Consider the following 17,847-nt stretch of genomic DNA (forward strand, 5'->3'; position numbering starts at 1 on the left):
AGAGCGTGGGAACGATCGGTCAAAGGCTCAGATCCTGAAACTCCCCACCAACTGATTCAACCGCGCCGCCTGCTGCTCCAGCTCAGTACAAGCCCGCAACGTCGCCTGCAAGTTCTCCACGCCTTGCTGGTTCAGCGTGTTGATCCGGGTGATGTCGACATTCAAGGCTTCGACCACGGCGGTCTGTTCTTCGGTGGCGGCGGCGACGGACTGGTTGACGTTGTCGATCTCGCCGATGCGTTGGGTCACGCTGCTCAAGCGGCTGCCGGCGAGGTTGGCGATGGTGACGCTTTCTTCGCTGTGCTGTTGGCTTTCGGTCATGGTGGCGACCGAATCGCGGGCACCCACTTGCAGCTCCTCGATCATCTGCTGGATCTCCAGCGCCGAGGACTGGGTGCGACCGGCCAGGCTGCGCACCTCGTCGGCGACCACGGCAAAGCCGCGGCCGGCTTCACCGGCCCGGGCTGCTTCGATGGCGGCGTTCAGCGCCAGCAGGTTGGTCTGCTGGGAGATGCCCTTGATCACTTCGAGGATTTGCCCGATGTTCACGGTCTTGTCGTTGAGCACTTCGATGTTGGCGCACGACGTGCTGATTTTTGCCGACAGTTCGTGCATCACTTCAATGGTGCGTTGCACCACCTGGCGACCGTCCTCGGCCTGTTGTCGCGCACTGGAGGCCTGGTGCGAGGCATCGGAGGCGTTATGCGCGATCTCTTGCGCAGCGGCGCCCAACTGATTGATGGCGGCGGCGACACTGTTGGTGCGGCTCGATTGATCGTCGAAATTGCTCAGCGACGAATGGGAGGCCTCCAGCACCCGGCGGGCACCTTCGTTGACGCCCAGGGCTGCCGACGACACTTCGCGAATCGACTGGTGAATGCGCTCGACAAAGCGGTTGAACGCCGTGGCCAACTGGCCGATTTCATCCTGTGACTGTACTTGCAGGCGCCGGGTCAAATCACCCTCGCCAAGGGAGATATCCTCCATGACCCGGGTCAGCACTTGCAGCGGCCGGGTGATGCGCCGTGCCGTGTACCCGATCAGCAGGAGGCCAAGCAAGGCCGAGCCGCCACCGAGCAGCAGTTCCAACGCCGTGCTTTGCACGCCCTGGGCGTCGAGTTGTTTTTGCAGGCTGGCGACCGGTGCCAGCAATACGTCTTGGGGCACGCCGACCAGCACACCCCAGGGCGCAGCACCGGCAATCGGTGGCAGCGGTTCAAGGACGTTGATCTGCTGCGGGTCTTCAAACACCTTCGGCTGACCCTGGCGCAAGGCGTCCATCACCTGGGCATTGTCCATCGGTTGTCCGAGGCGGCTGACATCCTGGCTGTTGGCGGAGATCACGCCACGGGGGCTGACGATGCTGATCTGGCCGCGGCCATCGAATAATTGCAGCGCACTGTTCTCGCTGTTCTTTTGCAAGGCGGCGAGGTTGATGTCGAGGCCGACCACGGCGATGACTTTGCCGTTCTCCAACAGCGGGAAGGCGACGCTGGTCACCAGTTTGCGACTGCCCGATGCCTCGTCGAAGTAGGGTTCCAGCACACAGGCCTGGCGAGTGTCGCGGGCGCAGGTGTAGAAGGCGTTGTAGGGTGCGCCGCTGGGGCCTGGCTCGGTGTTGGCCAGCAGGCCTTCATCGCCGATCACCGCTTGCAGTTCGCCGGGTTTGCTTTGCACCCAGTACAGGGAGAAGCGTCCGGTTTCGTTGCTGCCCAGGTCCGGCTTGCCGGCGAAGCCCGCGTCGGCACCGTCCAGCGCATCGGGTTCAAAAATGACGTAAAGCCCGAGCAGGTCGGGCTTGTCGATCAGGGCCTGTTGAAGCTGGGTGCTCAGCTCCTGGCGCAGTTGTTGGCGGGTCAGATTGCCCTGATGCTGGAGTTGCCTGAGGTACAACAGATACCGCGACAATCCCTGGCCGAATTCGTGGGTCTGCATGAAGGTGCGTTGCACTTGCATGGCCTGCACTTTACCCAGGGCCTGCATGTGTTCCCGGGCCGCGTCGGCGAGCATGTCGCTGCTGGCCCGGGCCACTTGCTGGCTGCTCTTGTGTGTCTGGTAGAGCGAGAGGCCCATCAGCAAACCCACCACCAACACCAGGCAGAGGCCGGCGAGCAGGGTGATCTTGCTCTGGATCGTGAGGAATCTTCTGTGCATCGGAAAGGCCTTTTCCATGGGAAATAATAGCGCTGCGATTACGAACCTGTAGGAGCTGCCGCAGGCTGCGATCTTTTGACTTTCAAGATCAAAAGATCGCAGCCTGCGGCAGCTCCTACATCGGTTCGAGATTAGAAATTGGTGGCGAAAATCAGCTGGCTGTAGAGGTTCTTGTCGTTGTTGCCTAGCTGCGTGCCGCCTTGGTCGGCGCTCTTGTCCGGCTGGAACAGACCGACCAGCGGCATCACCGAGATGTGGTCGTTCAGGTGCCATTCGGCGTACAGGTCGACTTCGTGGCCATCGGTGTTGCCCAGGTCGCGGTCGATGGTGTCGAAGTTGAAGTACATCGCGCCGACGGTCAGGTTCTCCAGTGGCGAGACGGTGAACTTGAGTTGCTGGATGCGCGAGTTGGTGTTGAACGGGCCGGCGTAGTTGCCCGCCACTTCACCTTGGAACCAGGTGCCGAAGCCACGGCTGAAACCGTAGAACAGCGTGTCGTAGCCTTCCGAGAAACGGCTGTAGCGGTAGCCGGCATACGGCGTCCATGGCGCCTCGGAAAAGGTCCAGCCGGCTTCCAGGTACCAGGCGTCTTCGGTGGCCGTGTGGGGTTTGTCCTGCTTGGCATATTCACCGGAGAGGAACAGGTCCTTGACCCCGGCGTTGCCAGTGGCGCGCAGGCTGTAGGTCTTCATGCCATCGCGCTCGAGTTGCGCGGGGGAGGCGAACTGCTCATCGACGTCCGTGGTGTCGATGTAGGTCACGCCGACGGTACCGGCCTCGGACACGTGCTCCAGGGTGCCGACGTACATTTCGGTCTTGGCTTGCGCGCGGTTGTTGGATTTCAACCACATCAGGTCACTGCGCCAACCTTCCTTGCCGCCGATACGCAACACCGCGGTTTCGTCGAAGGCCTTGCGCGCGGCCAGCCAGTAGGCGCCACCGCGATTGAATTCGCCGTCGGCCAGGCCCTTGCCCAGATTCAGTGCATCGCCGTTGATCAGGAAACCGTCGCCGACCACGATGTTCTGGCGGCCGAAAGACAGGTCGATGCCGTCAGCACCCAGCGCGGGAAACAGATCGCTCGAGCGCCAGCCGAGGTACGCATCTTCGAACTTGGTGGTGCGCTCCGAACCGTCGGTGAAGCCAGCGGCGTCACCGTCGCCCCAAGTGCCGGAGCTGAGCATGTTCGCCGCGCCGTAAGCAGTGCCGACCCCAGCCAGGCCCTGGTCGAAGCTCAGGCCGTACTTGATGTAGCCCTCGCGCCAAGAAGACGAACCTTCGTCGAGGCGACCCGACAGGGCGTAGTTTTCCTGGCTGTGGAAAACGCCGAAAACCGCTTCCAGGGTGGCGTTCAGATGACTGTCGTCACTGGCGTAGAGTTCGTAGGCGCTCGCCTGGCCGGCACTGATCATCAGCGCCAGGGTTGAAAGGCGAAGCAAGGGGGACTTGAGCATGGTGTGGCATCCGTTCTTGTTCTTGAGCGCAGGGTTGCGGTCCTTCCAGATACTAATGCCGGGATTTTTTGCGCCTTGTTGCCTCGGTGCCAAAGAGTTGGTTGTGCTTGCCAGATTGCATGGCGAGGTGACAGTGCACACGTGGGTGCACTGATTGAGAGGGGAGTGTGGGATTGTTTCCGGTTAAAGAGAGGCGGAGCGGGACACTATCGAATTCTTCTCAGGTTCATGGCCTTCAACTTCCTGAGCATGCCCATGACATCGCGCAGGACAGGCGTCCTGTCGAACAGGGACAGCGCATGCAAGTCCGTGCGCGAGGGTCTTTGATAGCCCAGGTTCCAGGTGAAGTAGTAGGCCTGGACGTCTTTGTTCGAATGAATGAGCGTATTGAGGGCGGCGTCATAGTGCATCGGCCCGCCGTCAGGATGCCCTGGCGGGCGCTCCAGGATCTGCAGCAGGAAATCGCGCAACCGGGTAATGCATTTGCCGTTTACCGCATAGAAATGCGACAAGTGTATGGGCTGGTCGACCGCTTTCCAGGTGGGCGAGCTTGAATCGCCTTCGAACGGATGGCCAAAGTAGGCGATGTCCCACTCCATGCCTTGCAGGGATTCGATGGCCTGTTTTCCATAGTGGGAAATGCGTCTGGAAAACTGTATGTCATCCTCCAGGATCAAAATGTTTTTCACATTCAGGCGTATCGCCTCTTCCAGGATCCCCAGGTGACTCATGAAGCAGCCCCTGGCGCCGATGCTTGGAAAACCGTTGTCTTCACTGGGCGTCACCGCCTGGAAAAAGCTGACTTTTTCGTGATCAAAGGGAAAGCCGTTGCGCGCGAATTCTTGTACCGTTTCTACGCGGCGATCCTTTCTTGACGCGATGTTGATGATTCTGGCTCGATCGAAATAGTCGGTCACATTCATCCAGCAGTTCCTCAGCGCAGGTGATCGGGGCGGCTGGATTGCAGTATAGGCAGAACTTTGGATCAAGCCTGGCTATCGCTGATCGCGCCCGTGCAGCACTTTGGCAGAACCGCCAACACAACTGGCAGGCAGGGCAAAACCTGCTAGCCGGCGACCACCGACAATCGCTCTCAACCTGCCGAAGCACCAAAGCCTCGGCACTTTCAGTGTTGGCGTTCGCTTTGCCAGCGAATGCGTGGATTTTCAAGGTCGTTTCTTATGTTCACCACCCTGCGTTTGTCCCTCGTTGCTGTGTTGTCCGTCACTCTGGCGCAGGCTGCTGTTGCCGCCGATTGCGCACCGCTGCAGCAGCGTGGCGCCGAAGTGTTCGCCAATGAATGCGGGGTGTGCCATGCGGTGAGCAAAGGCACGATGGGCATGATGGGGCCGAACCTTGCAGGCGTGGTGGGGCGCAAGTCCGGCTCGCTGGAAGGCTTCAACTACTCGCAAGCCATGCGCAACAAGAACATCGACTGGCAAGCCGAGAACATCGCGCAACTGATCACGCAACCCCAGGCCTATGTGCCTGGCACCTACATGCCCTACATGGGCATGGCCTCGGCGGATGATCGCCAGGCGGTGGTGTGCTTCCTCAAAGAACAACACTAATTGACGCTTTCGCCGGCAAGCCGGCTCGTCCATCTGAATTCAAAGGTGATTTATGAGCAACGTTGAAATTCTGCCGCAGGTTGCTGCATTCCTCGATCGCCAACACGGCTGCTTTATCGATGGCCAGTGGGTGTTTGCCGAAGGTCAGACCATTGCAGTGGTCAACCCGGCCACCGGGCAAACCCTGTGCGAAACCCTCGACGCGCCCCTGGAGATCGTCGAGCGCGCCGTGCAATCGTCGCACCAGGCTTTCAAGTCGGGCGTGTGGTCGGGCCTGCGTCCAGCGGACCGCGAGCGCATCCTGCTGAACTTCACCCGCCTGGTGGAGGAGCATGCCGAAGAGCTGGCGCAGCTGGAAACCCTGAGCCAGGGCAAGTCGATCAACATGGCCCGCGCGCTGGACCTGAACGCCACGGTGGAGTTCATGCGCTACATGTCCGGCTGGGCGACCAAGATCGAAGGGCAGACCTTCGATGTGTCGATCCCGCTGCCGCCGGGTGCCAAATTCACGGCGTTCACCAAGCGTGAGCCAGTGGGGGTCGTGGTCGGCATTGTGCCGTGGAACTTCCCGCTGCTGATCGCCGCCTGGAAACTGATGCCGGCGCTGGCCACCGGTTGCACGGTGATCATCAAGCCGGCGATGGAAACCCCATTGACCGCCATGCGCCTGGCCGAGCTGGCCCTTGAAGCGGGCATTCCGGCGGGTGTGTTCAACGTGGTGACCGGCGGCGGTGCCTCGGTCGGCGGCGTGCTGACCGCGCACCCACTGGTGAGCAAGGTGTCGTTCACCGGATCCACCGCCGTGGGCAAGAGCGTCGGCGTGGCGTGCATGGAAAACATGACACGTTTCTCCCTGGAGCTGGGCGGCAAGAACCCGATGATCGTGCTCGCCGATGCCGACATCGAAAAAGCCGTGCAGGGCGCGATCCTCGGTGGCTTGCTGAACAATGGCCAGGTGTGTGCGGCGGCTTCGCGTTTCTACGTGCATCGCTCAATCCACGACAAATTCGTCGAAGCCCTGGCGGCGGCGGTCTCGGCGATGCCGATTGGCGCGGGCATGAACTGCGAGGCGGCGATCAACCCACTGGTGTCGCGCAAGCAACAGCAGAGCGTGCTCAAGCACATTGAGCTGGCCCGCCAGGAAGGTGCGCGGGTGGTGGCGGGCGGCGAGTTGCTGGAAGGCGAGGGGTTCTTTGTCCAGCCGACCATCCTCGCCGACATTGACCACAGCATGGCCGTGGCGCGCGAGGAGGTGTTCGGCCCGGTGCTGGGCGTAATGCCGTTCGACGATGAAGATGCTGTCATCGCGCTGGCCAACGACAACCGCTACGGGCTGGCCGCTAGCCTGTGGACCAACGACTTGGGCAAGGCCATGAACCTGGTGCCGCGCATCGAAGCCGGTACGGTATGGGTCAATGCCCACGTATTGCTCGACCCGGCGATGCCGTTCGGTGGCGTCAAGCAGTCGGGCATGGGCCGTGAGTTTGGTCGTGCGGTGATCGAGGCCTATACCGAGCTGAAATCGGTGTGCATCGCTCACTGATCAACCCGTAGGAGCTGACGAGTGAAACGAGGCTGCGATCTTTTGATTGTTAAATGCAAAATCAAAAGATCGCAGCCTCGTTTCACTCGGCAGCTCCTACAAAGGCATTCGCGTTACGCTGTTGGCGGTTTCGCCAGTTCTATCCCGGCGGCACCCAGCCGCTTGAGAATCTCGAACAACAGCTCGCTCTTGATTGCAGTGACCATGCGCGGGCTGTTGACGTAACCGGTGACGGTCAGGGTAATGCCCTCCGGTTTGAGTTGGCTGAAGCGCACCACCGGCGCCGGTTTTTCCAGAATGGTCTCGTGCTCGCTGAAGGTCTCGTACAGCAGGTTGCGCACTTGCTCGGGGTCGATGTCCAGCGGGAACATCAGTTCAAGTGTCGCCACCCCCTGGGCGCTGCCACCCAGGGTGACGTTGCGCAGGTTCTGCGAGATCAACTGCGAGTTGGGCACGATCACGATCGAGCGGTCGGCCAGCTGTATTTCCGTGGCCCGCACGTTGATCCGGCGGATGTCGCCTTCGACCCCGCTGATGCTGATCAGGTCGCCGACTTTCACCGGGCGTTCGGTCAAGAGGATGATGCCGGAAACGAAATTCTTGACGATCTCCTGCAGGCCGAAGCCGATGCCCACTGACAGGGCGCTGACGATCCAGGCCAGGTTGGTCCATTGGACCCCCAGCGATGACAGGGTCAGCAGGAGCACCAAGGCATAGCCGATGTTGGAGAACAGCGTGCTGAGCGAGGCACACATGCCGGGGTCCATTTCGGTTTTCGGCAGGAACTCGTCGTCCAGCCAGCGCCGCAGCGAACGAATCAGGTAGAGGCCGATGACCACGGCGAGCACGGCATGCAACAGGTTGGCCGGGACGATGTTCAGTTTACGCAGGCCGTCGCCGCCGAGCATGGCGAGGATGTTGGTGGCCAGTTGTTCGAGCGTCGAGCCGATCCCGCCCACCATCAAGGTGATCAGCGCTATCAGCAACAGTGCGGCGCGACCGGCACCGGACAGGATGACCGAAATCTGTTCCAGCCGCGTATCGCCAATGCCCAGCAGCTGCTTGAGGGTCTTGCCGGTGGAGTGGCGGGGGGAAAACAGGTGTTCGCAGCCGTCCTTGAACAGCTGGGTCAGCAAATAGAAGCCGGCGAATATGATGAAAAACCACACCAGTTCGTAGGTGATGAACCGCGAGAGCGATATGTAGCCGGTGAGCAGGGCGAGGAGGGAAATCGCGATCGCGATGCTGGCGAAGGCATAGATCATCCCGGCCAACGTCCGCCCCGCTTCGGGGGCAATGCCCGCCGCGACCATGTCCCGGCGGGTTTTGTTAACGCGCAACAGCAGCATGGCGATCATGGCCGAGACGATCAATGCGACCAGGCCACGGACCGAGATCACCAGCCCCGGGGTCATGCCAGTGACATTGGTTATCTGCGCCAGCGACACCAGCACAAGCAATGCCAGGGCCAGGCGTGTGGGGTAGGGTTTGATCGCCAGGGCGAGCGGATCGGCAAAGGCCGGCAGGCGCCATGAAGGGTGCTGCGTGGATAGCAGTGCGCGACTCAGGCCGGTAATCAGCACGCAGGTATAGACGATCTTTTCAAAATCCTGGGAAAACCCTGTGAGTTGCGGCGTCAGGGGCAGCTCGCGGGTGACGGTAAAAAACAGCAACTGCAGGGCGATCCAGGCAGACAGGATCGTGGCCACCACCGATGAAAGCGCAAGGGTGCTGCGTCGCAGGCGTCCTTCCGGCATCCGGTGAATGCACAGCCAGGTCAGCCCGCGCTCGGCCACCCTCCGACCGAAGATCCAGAAAACCAGGGCCATGACGATTAAAAAGCTGGTCAACAGGCGTTCGCCCGGTCGCCAGGTGGCGCCAAGCGTGGCGCCGATCTGTTGGAGGAATGCGTTGAATTTTTGCCGGTCATCCTCTGGCGGATTGAACAATGTTGCCCAGAACCAGGGATTGAGCACGCTTCGGGTCCGCTGGGTCACTTCGGATTCCAGCAGGCTGCGGCGAATGGCGGCAATCTGGATCAGCAATTCCGCCGCGCTGCTTTTAAGCGTTGCCAGGGATTTCAGTTTGGCGTCGACCAGGGCTTTTTGACCCGTCAGGGTGGCTCTTTGCAGGGCGATGTCGGATTTCTCGGGCGTGGCATCCGGTGGCGCGGGTCCCAGCACGCCCAATTGCGCCTGCAGCTGAGCCTGCTCGGGCAGCAGCAGCGTCGTCAGGCGATCGACCTCCTTGATGAGTGCCTGAACCAGGTCCTGCGGGCCTTCAAGCTGGCTGTAATTGCTGGCCTGTGAAACCTGCTGTTTGAAACTGCTGAGTTGGCCCAGCAACGCCTCCAGCTCGCTGTCGGAAACGCTGGCGGACGGGAGGGGCTGGGCGGTGACGGGGGCATCGGACATGGGCGCCGCCGACAGCCATCCGACGCTCGGCCCCAGCAGCGCGAAAGCGATGAGGATCACTAGCTTCAATGCATAACGCATGGGCGTGCTCGACTGGTTGATAGTCATTGCGCCTATGAGGTTAGGTCATGATGGGGGCAATCGAGCTTTTTTTGGACGGATGTGCCTGGCGCCTTCATATGTAGGCGCGAGGCGACCATGAATAAGGTCAACGAGTTAAAACTGCCCGATCAACGGCGTCATGGCCTACGCTTGTTGGCAGGCCGGATGTCGTCGCGCAGGCGTTTACTGCACATGTGCAAATGGCACCCATAAAAACAAGGTACTCAGGAGGTGCGCATGTCCGCTTTGATCCGTAGCTTCAGCCGTAGTCTGTTGGTCGGCATTACCGCTGCCACGCTTTGCTCCCCGGCCTTCGCGCTGGATACCGTCAAGTTCATGGCCCCCGGTTCGGTGGGTGGCGGCTATGACCAGACGGCTCGGGTGCTCGGCAAAGCCCTGATTGAGGCCAATGCGGCCAAATCCGTCACCTTTGAGAACAAGGGTGGCGCGGGCGGTACGCTAGGGCTGGCGCAGTTTGCCAACAGCACCAAGGGCGACCCGAATGCGTTGCTGGTGGTCGGGGCGATCATGGTTGCGGGCATTGAACAGAACAAACCGCAAATCAGCTTGAAAGACGTGACGCCGATTGCCCGCCTGTTTACCGAATACAACGTGATCGCGGTGCGCAAGGACTCGCCGTACAAGACCCTCGATGACCTGATCAAGGACTTCAAGGCCAAGCCCACCAGCGTTACCTTTGGCGGTGGCTCTAAAGGCTCGATCGACCATATCGGCATTGCTGAACTGGCCGGCAAGCTGGATGTGCCGGTCAACAAGGTGAATTACATCGCTACCGGTGGTGGCGGTGAAATCGTTGCCCAGGCCCTGGGCGGCCAGATCAAGGTGATCACCGGCGGTTACGCCGAACTGGGTCAATACATCAAGAATGGCCAGTTCCGCGTGCTCGCCATCGGTGCCCCTGAGCGCGTGCCCGGGATCGATGCCCCCACCCTCAAGGAAAGTGGCTACGACGTGGTTATCGGCAACTGGCGTGGTGTCTATGGCGCCGCGGGCCTCACGCCCGAGCAGCGCAAGGAAGTGACTGACGCGGTGGTTGCCGCTTCCCGGAGCAAAGTCTGGCAGGACAACATCAAGACCAACGCCTGGACGGAGAGCGTGCTGACCGGTGATGACTTCGGTAAATTCGTCGACGAAGAACACGTGCGGTTGCGCGCGATGCTGGTCAAGGTCGGGTTGCTTTGAAATGGCCGGATCGCGCAAAGGGGTGGCTGCCCAACTGGCCATCGGCATTGGCCTGATTGTCCTCAGCCTTGTGCTGGCGGTGGGCGCCTGGCGCTTTCCGCCGGAGATGGGCTTCGTGATACTGCCGGCCTATGTCTACCCCTGGGTGGTCGCGGGTTTTCTGGGGGCGGTGGGCGTGTTGTTGAGTTATCAGGCGGTGAGTGGCGGTTTTCGCGAACTGGATAACGAACAGACCCACACCGTGGCGGGCGGCAAGGCCGGCGCGGCCTGGGTCACCGCAGGCTTGATCGGTGTGGCCGTGCTCATCAACCTCATCGGCTTCGTGCTGGCGGCGGGCTTGCTGTTTGCCTGTTCGGCGCGGGGCTTTGGCAGTCGTCATCCGCTGCGCGACCTGGCCATCGGCATGGCCCTGACCCTGCCGATCTATTGGTTGTTCAATGCCGGGCTGGGCGTCTCCCTGCCGCCGCTGGTCAACGCCTGGATCTGATCCAAGGAGATCGACAGCATGGACATTCTCGCCAACCTGGCGATGGGTTTTTCCGCAGCGCTGACGCCGATCAATTTGCTGTGGGGCTTTATCGGCTGCCTGCTGGGCACCGCCATTGGCGTATTGCCGGGCATCGGGCCGGCGCTGACGGTGGCCTTATTGTTGCCGATCACCGCCAAGGTCGACCCCACGGGCGCCCTGATCATGTTCGCCGGGATCTACTACGGCGCGCAGTTCGGCGGTTCCACCACCTCGATCCTGCTCAATACGCCCGGTGAGTCCTCGTCCATGGTCACGGCGCTGGAAGGCAACCTCATGGCGCGCAATGGCCGGGCAGGGCCGGCGCTGGCCACGGCGGCGATCGGTTCGTTCGTGGCCGGCACCATTGCCACCGTCCTGCTGACCCTGTTCGCACCGGTGGTGGCCAGGTTGGCGCTGAATTTCGGGCCGGCGGAATATTTCGCGATCCTGGTGCTGTCCTTCACCACGGTGTCGGCGGTCCTCGGCGCCTCCATGCTGCGTGGCTTTGCGTCACTGGGGATCGGATTGACCATCGGCCTGATCGGCCTCGATTCGACGTCGGGCATTGCCCGCTACACCCTTGGCGTACCCGAACTGGTGGATGGCATCGAGGTGGTGCTGGTGGCGGTCGGTTTGTTCGCGGTCGGCGAAGCCCTGTACAGCCTGCTTTATCAAACCGAGCAGACGGAGGGACGGCATCGCCTGACGTCGTTGTGGATGACCCGCGCCGACTGGAAACGCTCGGTGCCTGCATGGCTGCGGGGCACGCTGATCGGTTTCCCGTTCGGCTCGATTCCCGCTGGCGGCGCAGAGATCCCGACCTTTCTGTCCTATTCCACCGAACGCAAGCTGAGCAAATACCCGAAAGAGTTTTCGGCCAACAAAGGCGAGGGCGCCATCGAGGGGGTGGCCGGCCCGGAAGCCGCCAACAATGCGAGTGCCACCGGCTCGTTGGTGCCATTGCTGACCCTGGGCATCCCGACGTCCGCCACGGCGGCGATCCTGTTGGCGGCGTTCCAGAACTACAACCTGCAACCTGGGCCGATGCTCTTCGAGACCTCCGCCGACCTGGTCTGGACCCTGGTGGCTTCGCTCTACATCGGCAACGTCATCTTGCTGATATTGAACCTGCCGTTGGTGGGCCTGTGGGTCAAGCTGCTGCAGATCCCCCGGCCTTACCTCAACGCCGGGATCCTGGTGTTCGCCACCATCGGCGTCTACGGCATGCGCCATTCTTCCTTCGACCTGCTGCTGATGCTGGCCATCGGTTGGGCTGGGGTGCTGATGCGGCGCTTCGACTTCCCGGTGGCGCCGGTGATTGTCGGCATGCTGCTCGGCCCGATGGCCGAGAAACAGTTGCGCAACGCCTTGTCGATCAGTGAGGGCGACTGGACGATTTTCCTGACCCAGCCCATCTCGGCGGCGTTCATGGCCCTGACGTTGTTGGTGCTGGTGGTGCCACCGCTGTTGCATGCACGTGGTATCAAGTTGCATGAGGATGACTGAGATGTCGGTCCCCTGTAGGAGCGAGCATGCTCGCGAAAAACTCAAGAGCGCCACGGGGTGCCAGGCTTCCCGCGTCATCGTTGACGACCATCGTCGGAACGCCGCCCGGAGCATGCTCGCTCCCTACAAACAGGGGATCAGGCCAGCATGGACATCAGGGCACCCTGGCGGTCCAGTTTGGCCAGGTCGTCGAAGCCGCCGATGTGCGTGTCGCCGAAGAAAATCTGCGGCACGCTGCGCCGGCCGCTGCGACTGAGCATTTCTTCGAGTTTGCCGGGCGTGCGCTGAACGTCGATCTCCTGCGGTGTCACGCCTTTGCCGGCCAGTAACGCCTTGGCGCTGCGGCAGTACGGGCAGGTGTCGGTGGTGTACAGGGTTACCGTCTTCATGAAATTTTTCCTCTGCAGCAGAGTGGTTCAGGCGTCGATAGCCGGAAAGTCGATCTCGGTCAGGGCGACGTTGTTCAGGTAGTTGGTCAGCGTCTGCGAAGCGACATGGGCGACCACTTCGACGATTTTCGCGTCATCGATGCCAGCGGCGCGGGCCGCGGCAATTTGCTCGCTGCCCAAGTGGCCACGACTTTCGGTGATTTGCCGGGCGAGCAACGCGTAGGCATCGAGCTGGCCTTCACGGGCACTGAGTATCTCCTCGCTGGAAAGCCCCGCCTTACCGGCAAACAGCGTGTGCGCCGCGAGGCAGTAGTCGCAGCCGTTGACCTGGGAGGTGGCGAGGAAAATCGCTTCCTTCTGTTTGGCGCTCAAGGACGTCTTCGTCAATGCCGCCGAGTTCTGCAGGTAGGAGGCCAGTACCGCGGGGGCGTGGGCCAGGACCCGGAACACGTTGGGCAGGAAGCCGATTTTCTTCTGTACGCCGTCGAGCAATGGGCGGGAGTTCTCGGCGGCGTGTTCGAGGCTGACAGGGTTGATGCGTGGCATGGTGATTCTCCGTGGTTGATGCGCGACAAGCGCTGGGTACGGAGTGGATGCTAATGATTCGGGCTGGCCTATTGGGTGCAAATCGTCGACGATATGCGACAGATCGTCCAGAACTGCTGCCGGGGGCCTTCATGGATCGCCTGTCCACCTTGCTTGCGCATTTCGGTGTCAATGCCGGGACCTTTCACAGCGGTGCGTTTTGCGGCACGACAGCGTTCGATGGCCGCCAGGCCTGCGGTCATTTGCATTTGCTCCAGGCGGGCGAGTTGTCCCTCAGGCTCGCGGATGACCGTGAGCTGCACATCACCGAGCCGACGCTGATGTTTTTCCCCCGGCCGTATCGCCACCGCCTGCTTGCCCCACAGGACGGCGATACGCAACTGGTATGCGCGACCCTGGACTTCGACGGCGGCGCGGGTAACGCCCTCGCCACGGCGCTGCCGGATTACCTGGTGCTGAAACTGGATGAAATCCCGGCCCTGGCCAACACGTTGCAATGGTTGTTCAACGAAGCCTTCGACGGTACCTGCGGTCGCGAGGCGGTGATGGATCGGCTGTTCGAGCTGGTGGTGATCCTGTTGTTGCGGCACATCCTGAGCAGTCGCAATCAGCAGCCCGGCATGATGGCCGGTCTTGCCGATCCTCGCCTGGCGCGGCCCTTGAACCTCATGCACGAGACGCCCGGCAAGGCCTGGAGCGTGGCCGAACTGTCGGTGGCGGCCAACATGTCCCGGGCCAGTTTCGCCGAGCACTTCAAACGGGTGGTCGGGCAGGCCCCAGTGGATTATCTGGTGAGCTGGCGTATTAGCCTGGCGCAAAAGCGCCTGCGTGAAGGCAAGCCCATTGCCTTGATCGCCGAAGAGGTCGGGTATGAAAGCCCTTCGGCACTGGCCCGGGCTTTTCGTCGCAAGACCGGGGTCAGTCCCCGGCAATGGCGAGGATAACGGCACAGGGCTCGGCGCATGTTGGTCGACTCACTGGCGGGCCACGGCTGCTGTGCTAGCGTCTTGAGGGGAATTTCTCGTTTGCGAGCGTCCCGTCGTGTCTACGTCGTACAGGCCATGGGGAGTCAATCAATAACATGCAGGATGCGCGCCCAAACCCGACGCTGGAACTGGCGTATTGCGTCGAACGTCCGATATTCATGGACTTCCTGCAACACGCTGGACGTACCCCCGATACCGTGGCCGTGGTTTCGCAAGAGGCCACGTGTAGCTACGGTGAGCTGGAGACGATAAGCCAGCGCCTTGCCTGCTTTCTGCTGGAACAGGGCGCGAGCGCATCCGATCGGGTCGTGATCGTCTCCAGTCGCTGTGCCGGCCTGGTCTACGCCATGCTCGGTGCCTCACGGGCCGGCTTGACGTTCACCGTGGCCGATATGGCCTATCCCCGTGCGCGCATCGAACAGATCATCCAGGCGCTCAAGCCGACCTTTGTCCTGGTCTGCGGCGAGGCCACCTATGAGCCAGATCCCCAACGCGGGTCCGTCGTACGCGTGGTCGACATACCGGAAATGCCCACCGACGCGCTCAAGGCGTTCGCCGTCGAGCCAAAGGCCTTGCCCGAGGTAAACCCTGGAGACCCGGCCTATATCACCTTCACTTCGGGCAGTACCGGTGAGCCGAAAGGCATCGTCACCCATCACTCGCCCCTGGTTCATTTCATCGAATGGCATAGCCAACGTCACTCATTGACCAGGGACAGTTGTTTTTCCCTGCTGTCGGGGCTGGGCCACGACCCGGTCTACAGGGATGTGTTCACGCCGCTCTCCATTGGCGCAAAAGTCATCATCCCGGCCCAGTCGACCGTGATCGATCCAGCCGCCTTGGCGAGGTGGATACACCAGCATGGGATCACCGTCATTCACCTCACGCCGCCCTTGGGCAAACTCATTGAAACCGGCGCGAAAATCAGTGGCTTGCAGTTCAACGCGCTGCGCTATCTGTTTTGGGGTGGCGATGCCTTGAGCAGCACCCTTTACGAGCAAATACGCGCCATCGCGCCCAACGCCGTCAGCGTCAACTTCTACGGCACGACCGAAACGCCGCAGGCGATGGCTTACCATCAACTCGATCCTGCGCTCGACAATGCCAAAATCCCTCTGGGCAAAGGAATCGAGGGCGCGCAACTGTTGCTGGTCAATGAAGCCAATCAATTGGTCGGCGAAGGCCAGGTCGGGGAAATCCTGATCCGCAGCCCGTATCTGTCCCTGGGGTACTACGGCGACGCAGCACTCACCCGGGAAAAATTCGTGGTCAACCCCTTCACCCATGCCGAGGGTGATATCTGCTATCGGACCGGCGACCTGGGCACTTACCTGGCCGATGGCAGTGTCATGTTCCGCGGGCGCGGCGATAGCCAGGTGAAGATTCGCGGCCATCGCATCGAGCTGGCCGAAATCGAAGCGTCGATCTCAAGGCATCCGCGGATCAAACAGTGCGTGGTGCTGGCCAACAACGACCGTTCGAACGTGAAACTGGTGGCCTGTTGCGTTTGCGCCAAGCCTGTTGCATCGGCTGAGCTGCGTGAACAGGTGGGGCAGCAGTTGCCGGACTACATGGTGCCGGCCTTGTTCGTGTTCGTGGAGGCGATTCCACTGACGCCGAACGGCAAAATCGACAAGCGGGCGTTGCAAGCGCTTGTCGATAAACAGGCGGCACCGGTCAATAGCAGCCAAGACCTGTCGCCGCTGGCGCTCAAGTTGAGCCAGGCATGGGCGGAAATTCTTGAAGTGCCGCGCATCGATCCAGCGTTGACGTTCGTGGAGCTGGGCGGGGACTCACTCTCGTTCGTTCAGGCGTCAATGGTGCTGGAAGAGCTTATCGGTCATCTGCCCGATCAATGGGAAATGATCCCGGTACTCGAGTTGTGTGAACTGGCCAGCGACACCAAGGCCTCGAGGTTTTCGATACGGGCAATGGAAGTGCCGGTGTTTTTACGCGTGGTTTCCATCGTGTTGATTGTGATGGGGCATTTCCAGGTCGTTGAACATTGGCCGATGTTCGGCGAAACAATGGCCTTGTTCCTGGTTTCCGGGCTCAGCCTGGCAAGGTTTCAATTCAAGGCCATCAAGGAGTCCGGCAGCGTGCGCACGCTGGTCAAGTCCGTTGCCAGTATCGCGGTGCCCACGATCCTGTACACGGTGTTGGTGCAGGTGCTGTTCGATAAGGTGCATTGGCAATCCTTGCTGCTGATTTCCAATTGGTATTCGCCGAACCTGATCGGCAACTTCGTCTATTGGTACATCGAAGTATTGGTGCAGATGCTGCTGATCATCGGGTTCGTCCTGTCGTTCGAGCGCGTCAGGAACATCATCAGTGCCGACCCGTTTCGCTGTTTCGTCATTGCGACTTGCGTGTTGGCGGTGGCTGACGTGCTGATCAGTCGCTATGTGTTCGATGCAAGCGCGCTGTTCAATCGGGTGCCACAGCATTACCTGGCGATCATGGTGCTCGGAATGGCCATTCACAGTGCCAATTCGACTACCCAGAAGTGGATCGTCACGCTGGTTGCCATCGTGGTGGTAGGTTGGCAGGACATGCAGGCAATGTTGGGGTTTGGACCCCTCGCTGCCGACGTCTGGAGCCATATCGATATCGCCGTGCCTGCCGCTCTCCTGGTGATCTGGGTCCGCTCCATTCCCGTGCCCGGCCTGATGGCGAGGGGCATGGCATTGATTGCCTCCTCGACACTGTATATCTACCTGACGCACTTCCAGTTCCTGTCGGTGGCCCGGCGCATCGGCGATTATCCGCTGCTCGGGGTGGTTTTCGCCGTCGTCGGTGGTGTCGTGGTGGCTTATGCCTGGAACAAGGTCGTGCGCTGGGTATTGATGCGTGGCAACTTTGATGCCAAGAAACGTCGCGCGGATAAAGTCGAGCGGGTGGCGTGAGGGTTCCGTAAACTGGCGGCGCAACAGGCGTTGCCGCATGAATGCCGCGGCTGACATGCGTGCGCCGCCGCCTTACCACCTCAAACAAGAGACCCCCATGGCTAACCAAGACCTGACCTTCGTTCCCGATCCCGATGCGGACTCCATCTCCTCCGACGTCGCCGGTTTCGCCGGCATGCTGGTCTCCACCCAGATTCCGACCCGTGCCGATGGCAGCCTTGAACTGGGCGATATCACCCTGCAAAGCGAGTGCACCCTGCAGGCGCTGAAAGTGGCCCTGGAGCGCGCCGGCAGTTCCATGGACCGCGTATTGCACTTGACTATCTACCTCACCGACATGGCCGACCGCGCCGCCTTCAACGAGGTCTACAAGCGCTTCTTCGCCAAGCCGTGGCCCGTGCGCGCGGCTGTGGGCGTGGCGTCGTTGGCGGTTGAGGGCATGCGGGTGGAAGTTACGGCGATGGCTGCGAAGGCCTGATCTGATCCCCCGCGCGCTTTGTAGGAGCCAGGCTTGCCGGCGAAGAACGATGACGCGGTTTAATTGGGTACATATCCATTGCTGCGG

The 17,847-nt window shown here is 61.2% G+C and carries 13 protein-coding genes and 2 pseudogenes; 8 read left to right on the top strand and 7 right to left on the bottom strand.

Going from position 1 to position 17,847, the window contains the following annotated elements; all coding sequences use genetic code 11:
• Positions 1 to 27 precede the first annotated feature (27 nt).
• The 4 genes and pseudogenes from PG5_RS35340 to PG5_RS13710 form a co-directional block, all read right to left on the bottom strand.
• A pseudogene (locus PG5_RS35340) lies at positions 28 to 1,053 on the bottom strand (methyl-accepting chemotaxis protein); the annotation flags it as partial.
• Between the two features lie 372 nt (positions 1,054 to 1,425).
• A pseudogene (locus PG5_RS35345) lies at positions 1,426 to 2,172 on the bottom strand (cache domain-containing protein); the annotation flags it as partial.
• A 113-nt stretch (positions 2,173 to 2,285) separates the two neighbouring features.
• Positions 2,286 to 3,608 carry a hypothetical protein gene (locus PG5_RS13705; RefSeq protein ID WP_020797715.1) on the bottom strand — a complete coding sequence of 441 codons (1,323 nt, stop codon included), beginning with the start codon at positions 3,606 to 3,608 and terminating at the stop codon, positions 2,286 to 2,288.
• A gap of 206 nt (positions 3,609 to 3,814) precedes the next feature.
• Positions 3,815 to 4,531 (bottom strand): glycosyltransferase family 25 protein, encoded by a 717-nt coding sequence (locus tag PG5_RS13710; protein ID WP_020797716.1) that lies wholly within the window; start codon positions 4,529 to 4,531, stop codon positions 3,815 to 3,817.
• A 258-nt stretch (positions 4,532 to 4,789) separates the two neighbouring features.
• On the opposite strand from PG5_RS13710, the gene PG5_RS13715 reads away from it, so the two are divergent.
• Positions 4,790 to 5,179, top strand: coding sequence for a cytochrome c family protein (locus PG5_RS13715; protein WP_020797717.1), 390 nt, complete (start codon positions 4,790 to 4,792; stop codon positions 5,177 to 5,179).
• Positions 5,180 to 5,231: 52 nt separating this feature from the next.
• The gene (locus tag PG5_RS13720) at positions 5,232 to 6,722 is read left to right on the top strand and encodes an aldehyde dehydrogenase family protein (protein WP_020797718.1); all 1,491 of its coding nucleotides are present in this window, start codon (positions 5,232 to 5,234) and stop codon (positions 6,720 to 6,722) included.
• Positions 6,723 to 6,835: 113 nt separating this feature from the next.
• Here PG5_RS13720 and PG5_RS13725 read toward each other — a convergent pair whose 3' ends face one another.
• Positions 6,836 to 9,217 (bottom strand): DUF3772 domain-containing protein, encoded by a 2,382-nt coding sequence (locus PG5_RS13725; RefSeq protein ID WP_033042502.1) that lies wholly within the window; start codon positions 9,215 to 9,217, stop codon positions 6,836 to 6,838.
• Between the two features lie 258 nt (positions 9,218 to 9,475).
• Here PG5_RS13725 and PG5_RS13730 point away from each other — a divergent pair, with 258 nt between their 5' ends.
• Genes PG5_RS13730 through PG5_RS13740 form a run of 3 tightly spaced genes read left to right on the top strand, consistent with a single transcriptional unit; the run spans position 9,476 to position 12,455 of the window.
• Positions 9,476 to 10,441, top strand: coding sequence for a tripartite tricarboxylate transporter substrate binding protein (locus PG5_RS13730; RefSeq protein WP_020797720.1), 966 nt, complete (start codon positions 9,476 to 9,478; stop codon positions 10,439 to 10,441).
• A gap of 1 nt (position 10,442) precedes the next feature.
• Positions 10,443 to 10,928, top strand: coding sequence for a tripartite tricarboxylate transporter TctB family protein (locus PG5_RS13735; RefSeq protein WP_020797721.1), 486 nt, complete (start codon positions 10,443 to 10,445; stop codon positions 10,926 to 10,928).
• Positions 10,929 to 10,946: 18 nt separating this feature from the next.
• Positions 10,947 to 12,455: a tripartite tricarboxylate transporter permease gene (locus PG5_RS13740; RefSeq protein ID WP_020797722.1), complete on the top strand. Its 1,509-nt coding sequence runs from the start codon at positions 10,947 to 10,949 to the stop codon at positions 12,453 to 12,455.
• 137 nt (positions 12,456 to 12,592) lie between these two features.
• Here PG5_RS13740 and grxC read toward each other — a convergent pair whose 3' ends face one another.
• On the bottom strand, positions 12,593 to 12,844 hold the full coding sequence (gene grxC / locus PG5_RS13745) for a glutaredoxin 3 (protein ID WP_020797723.1): 252 nt from the start codon (positions 12,842 to 12,844) through the stop codon (positions 12,593 to 12,595).
• Between the two features lie 27 nt (positions 12,845 to 12,871).
• Positions 12,872 to 13,390 carry a carboxymuconolactone decarboxylase family protein gene (locus PG5_RS13750; RefSeq protein WP_020797724.1) on the bottom strand — a complete coding sequence of 173 codons (519 nt, stop codon included), beginning with the start codon at positions 13,388 to 13,390 and terminating at the stop codon, positions 12,872 to 12,874.
• A 131-nt stretch (positions 13,391 to 13,521) separates the two neighbouring features.
• Here PG5_RS13750 and PG5_RS13755 point away from each other — a divergent pair, with 131 nt between their 5' ends.
• The 3 genes from PG5_RS13755 to PG5_RS13765 all read left to right on the top strand — a co-directional run bounded on the left by PG5_RS13755 (position 13,522) and on the right by PG5_RS13765 (position 17,760).
• Complete coding sequence (locus PG5_RS13755) at positions 13,522 to 14,334, top strand: AraC family transcriptional regulator (protein WP_033044523.1); 813 nt, start codon at positions 13,522 to 13,524, stop codon at positions 14,332 to 14,334.
• A 137-nt stretch (positions 14,335 to 14,471) separates the two neighbouring features.
• Entirely contained in the window at positions 14,472 to 17,282 is a 2,811-nt protein-coding gene (locus tag PG5_RS13760; protein ID WP_020797726.1) for an amino acid adenylation domain-containing protein, read from the top strand.
• Positions 17,283 to 17,379: 97 nt separating this feature from the next.
• Positions 17,380 to 17,760, top strand: coding sequence for a RidA family protein (locus PG5_RS13765; protein WP_033044524.1), 381 nt, complete (start codon positions 17,380 to 17,382; stop codon positions 17,758 to 17,760).
• Positions 17,761 to 17,847 lie beyond the last annotated feature (87 nt).

Source organism: Pseudomonas sp. G5(2012) (assembly GCF_000408945.1).
GTDB classification, from domain to species: Bacteria; Pseudomonadota; Gammaproteobacteria; order Pseudomonadales; family Pseudomonadaceae; genus Aquipseudomonas; species Aquipseudomonas umsongensis.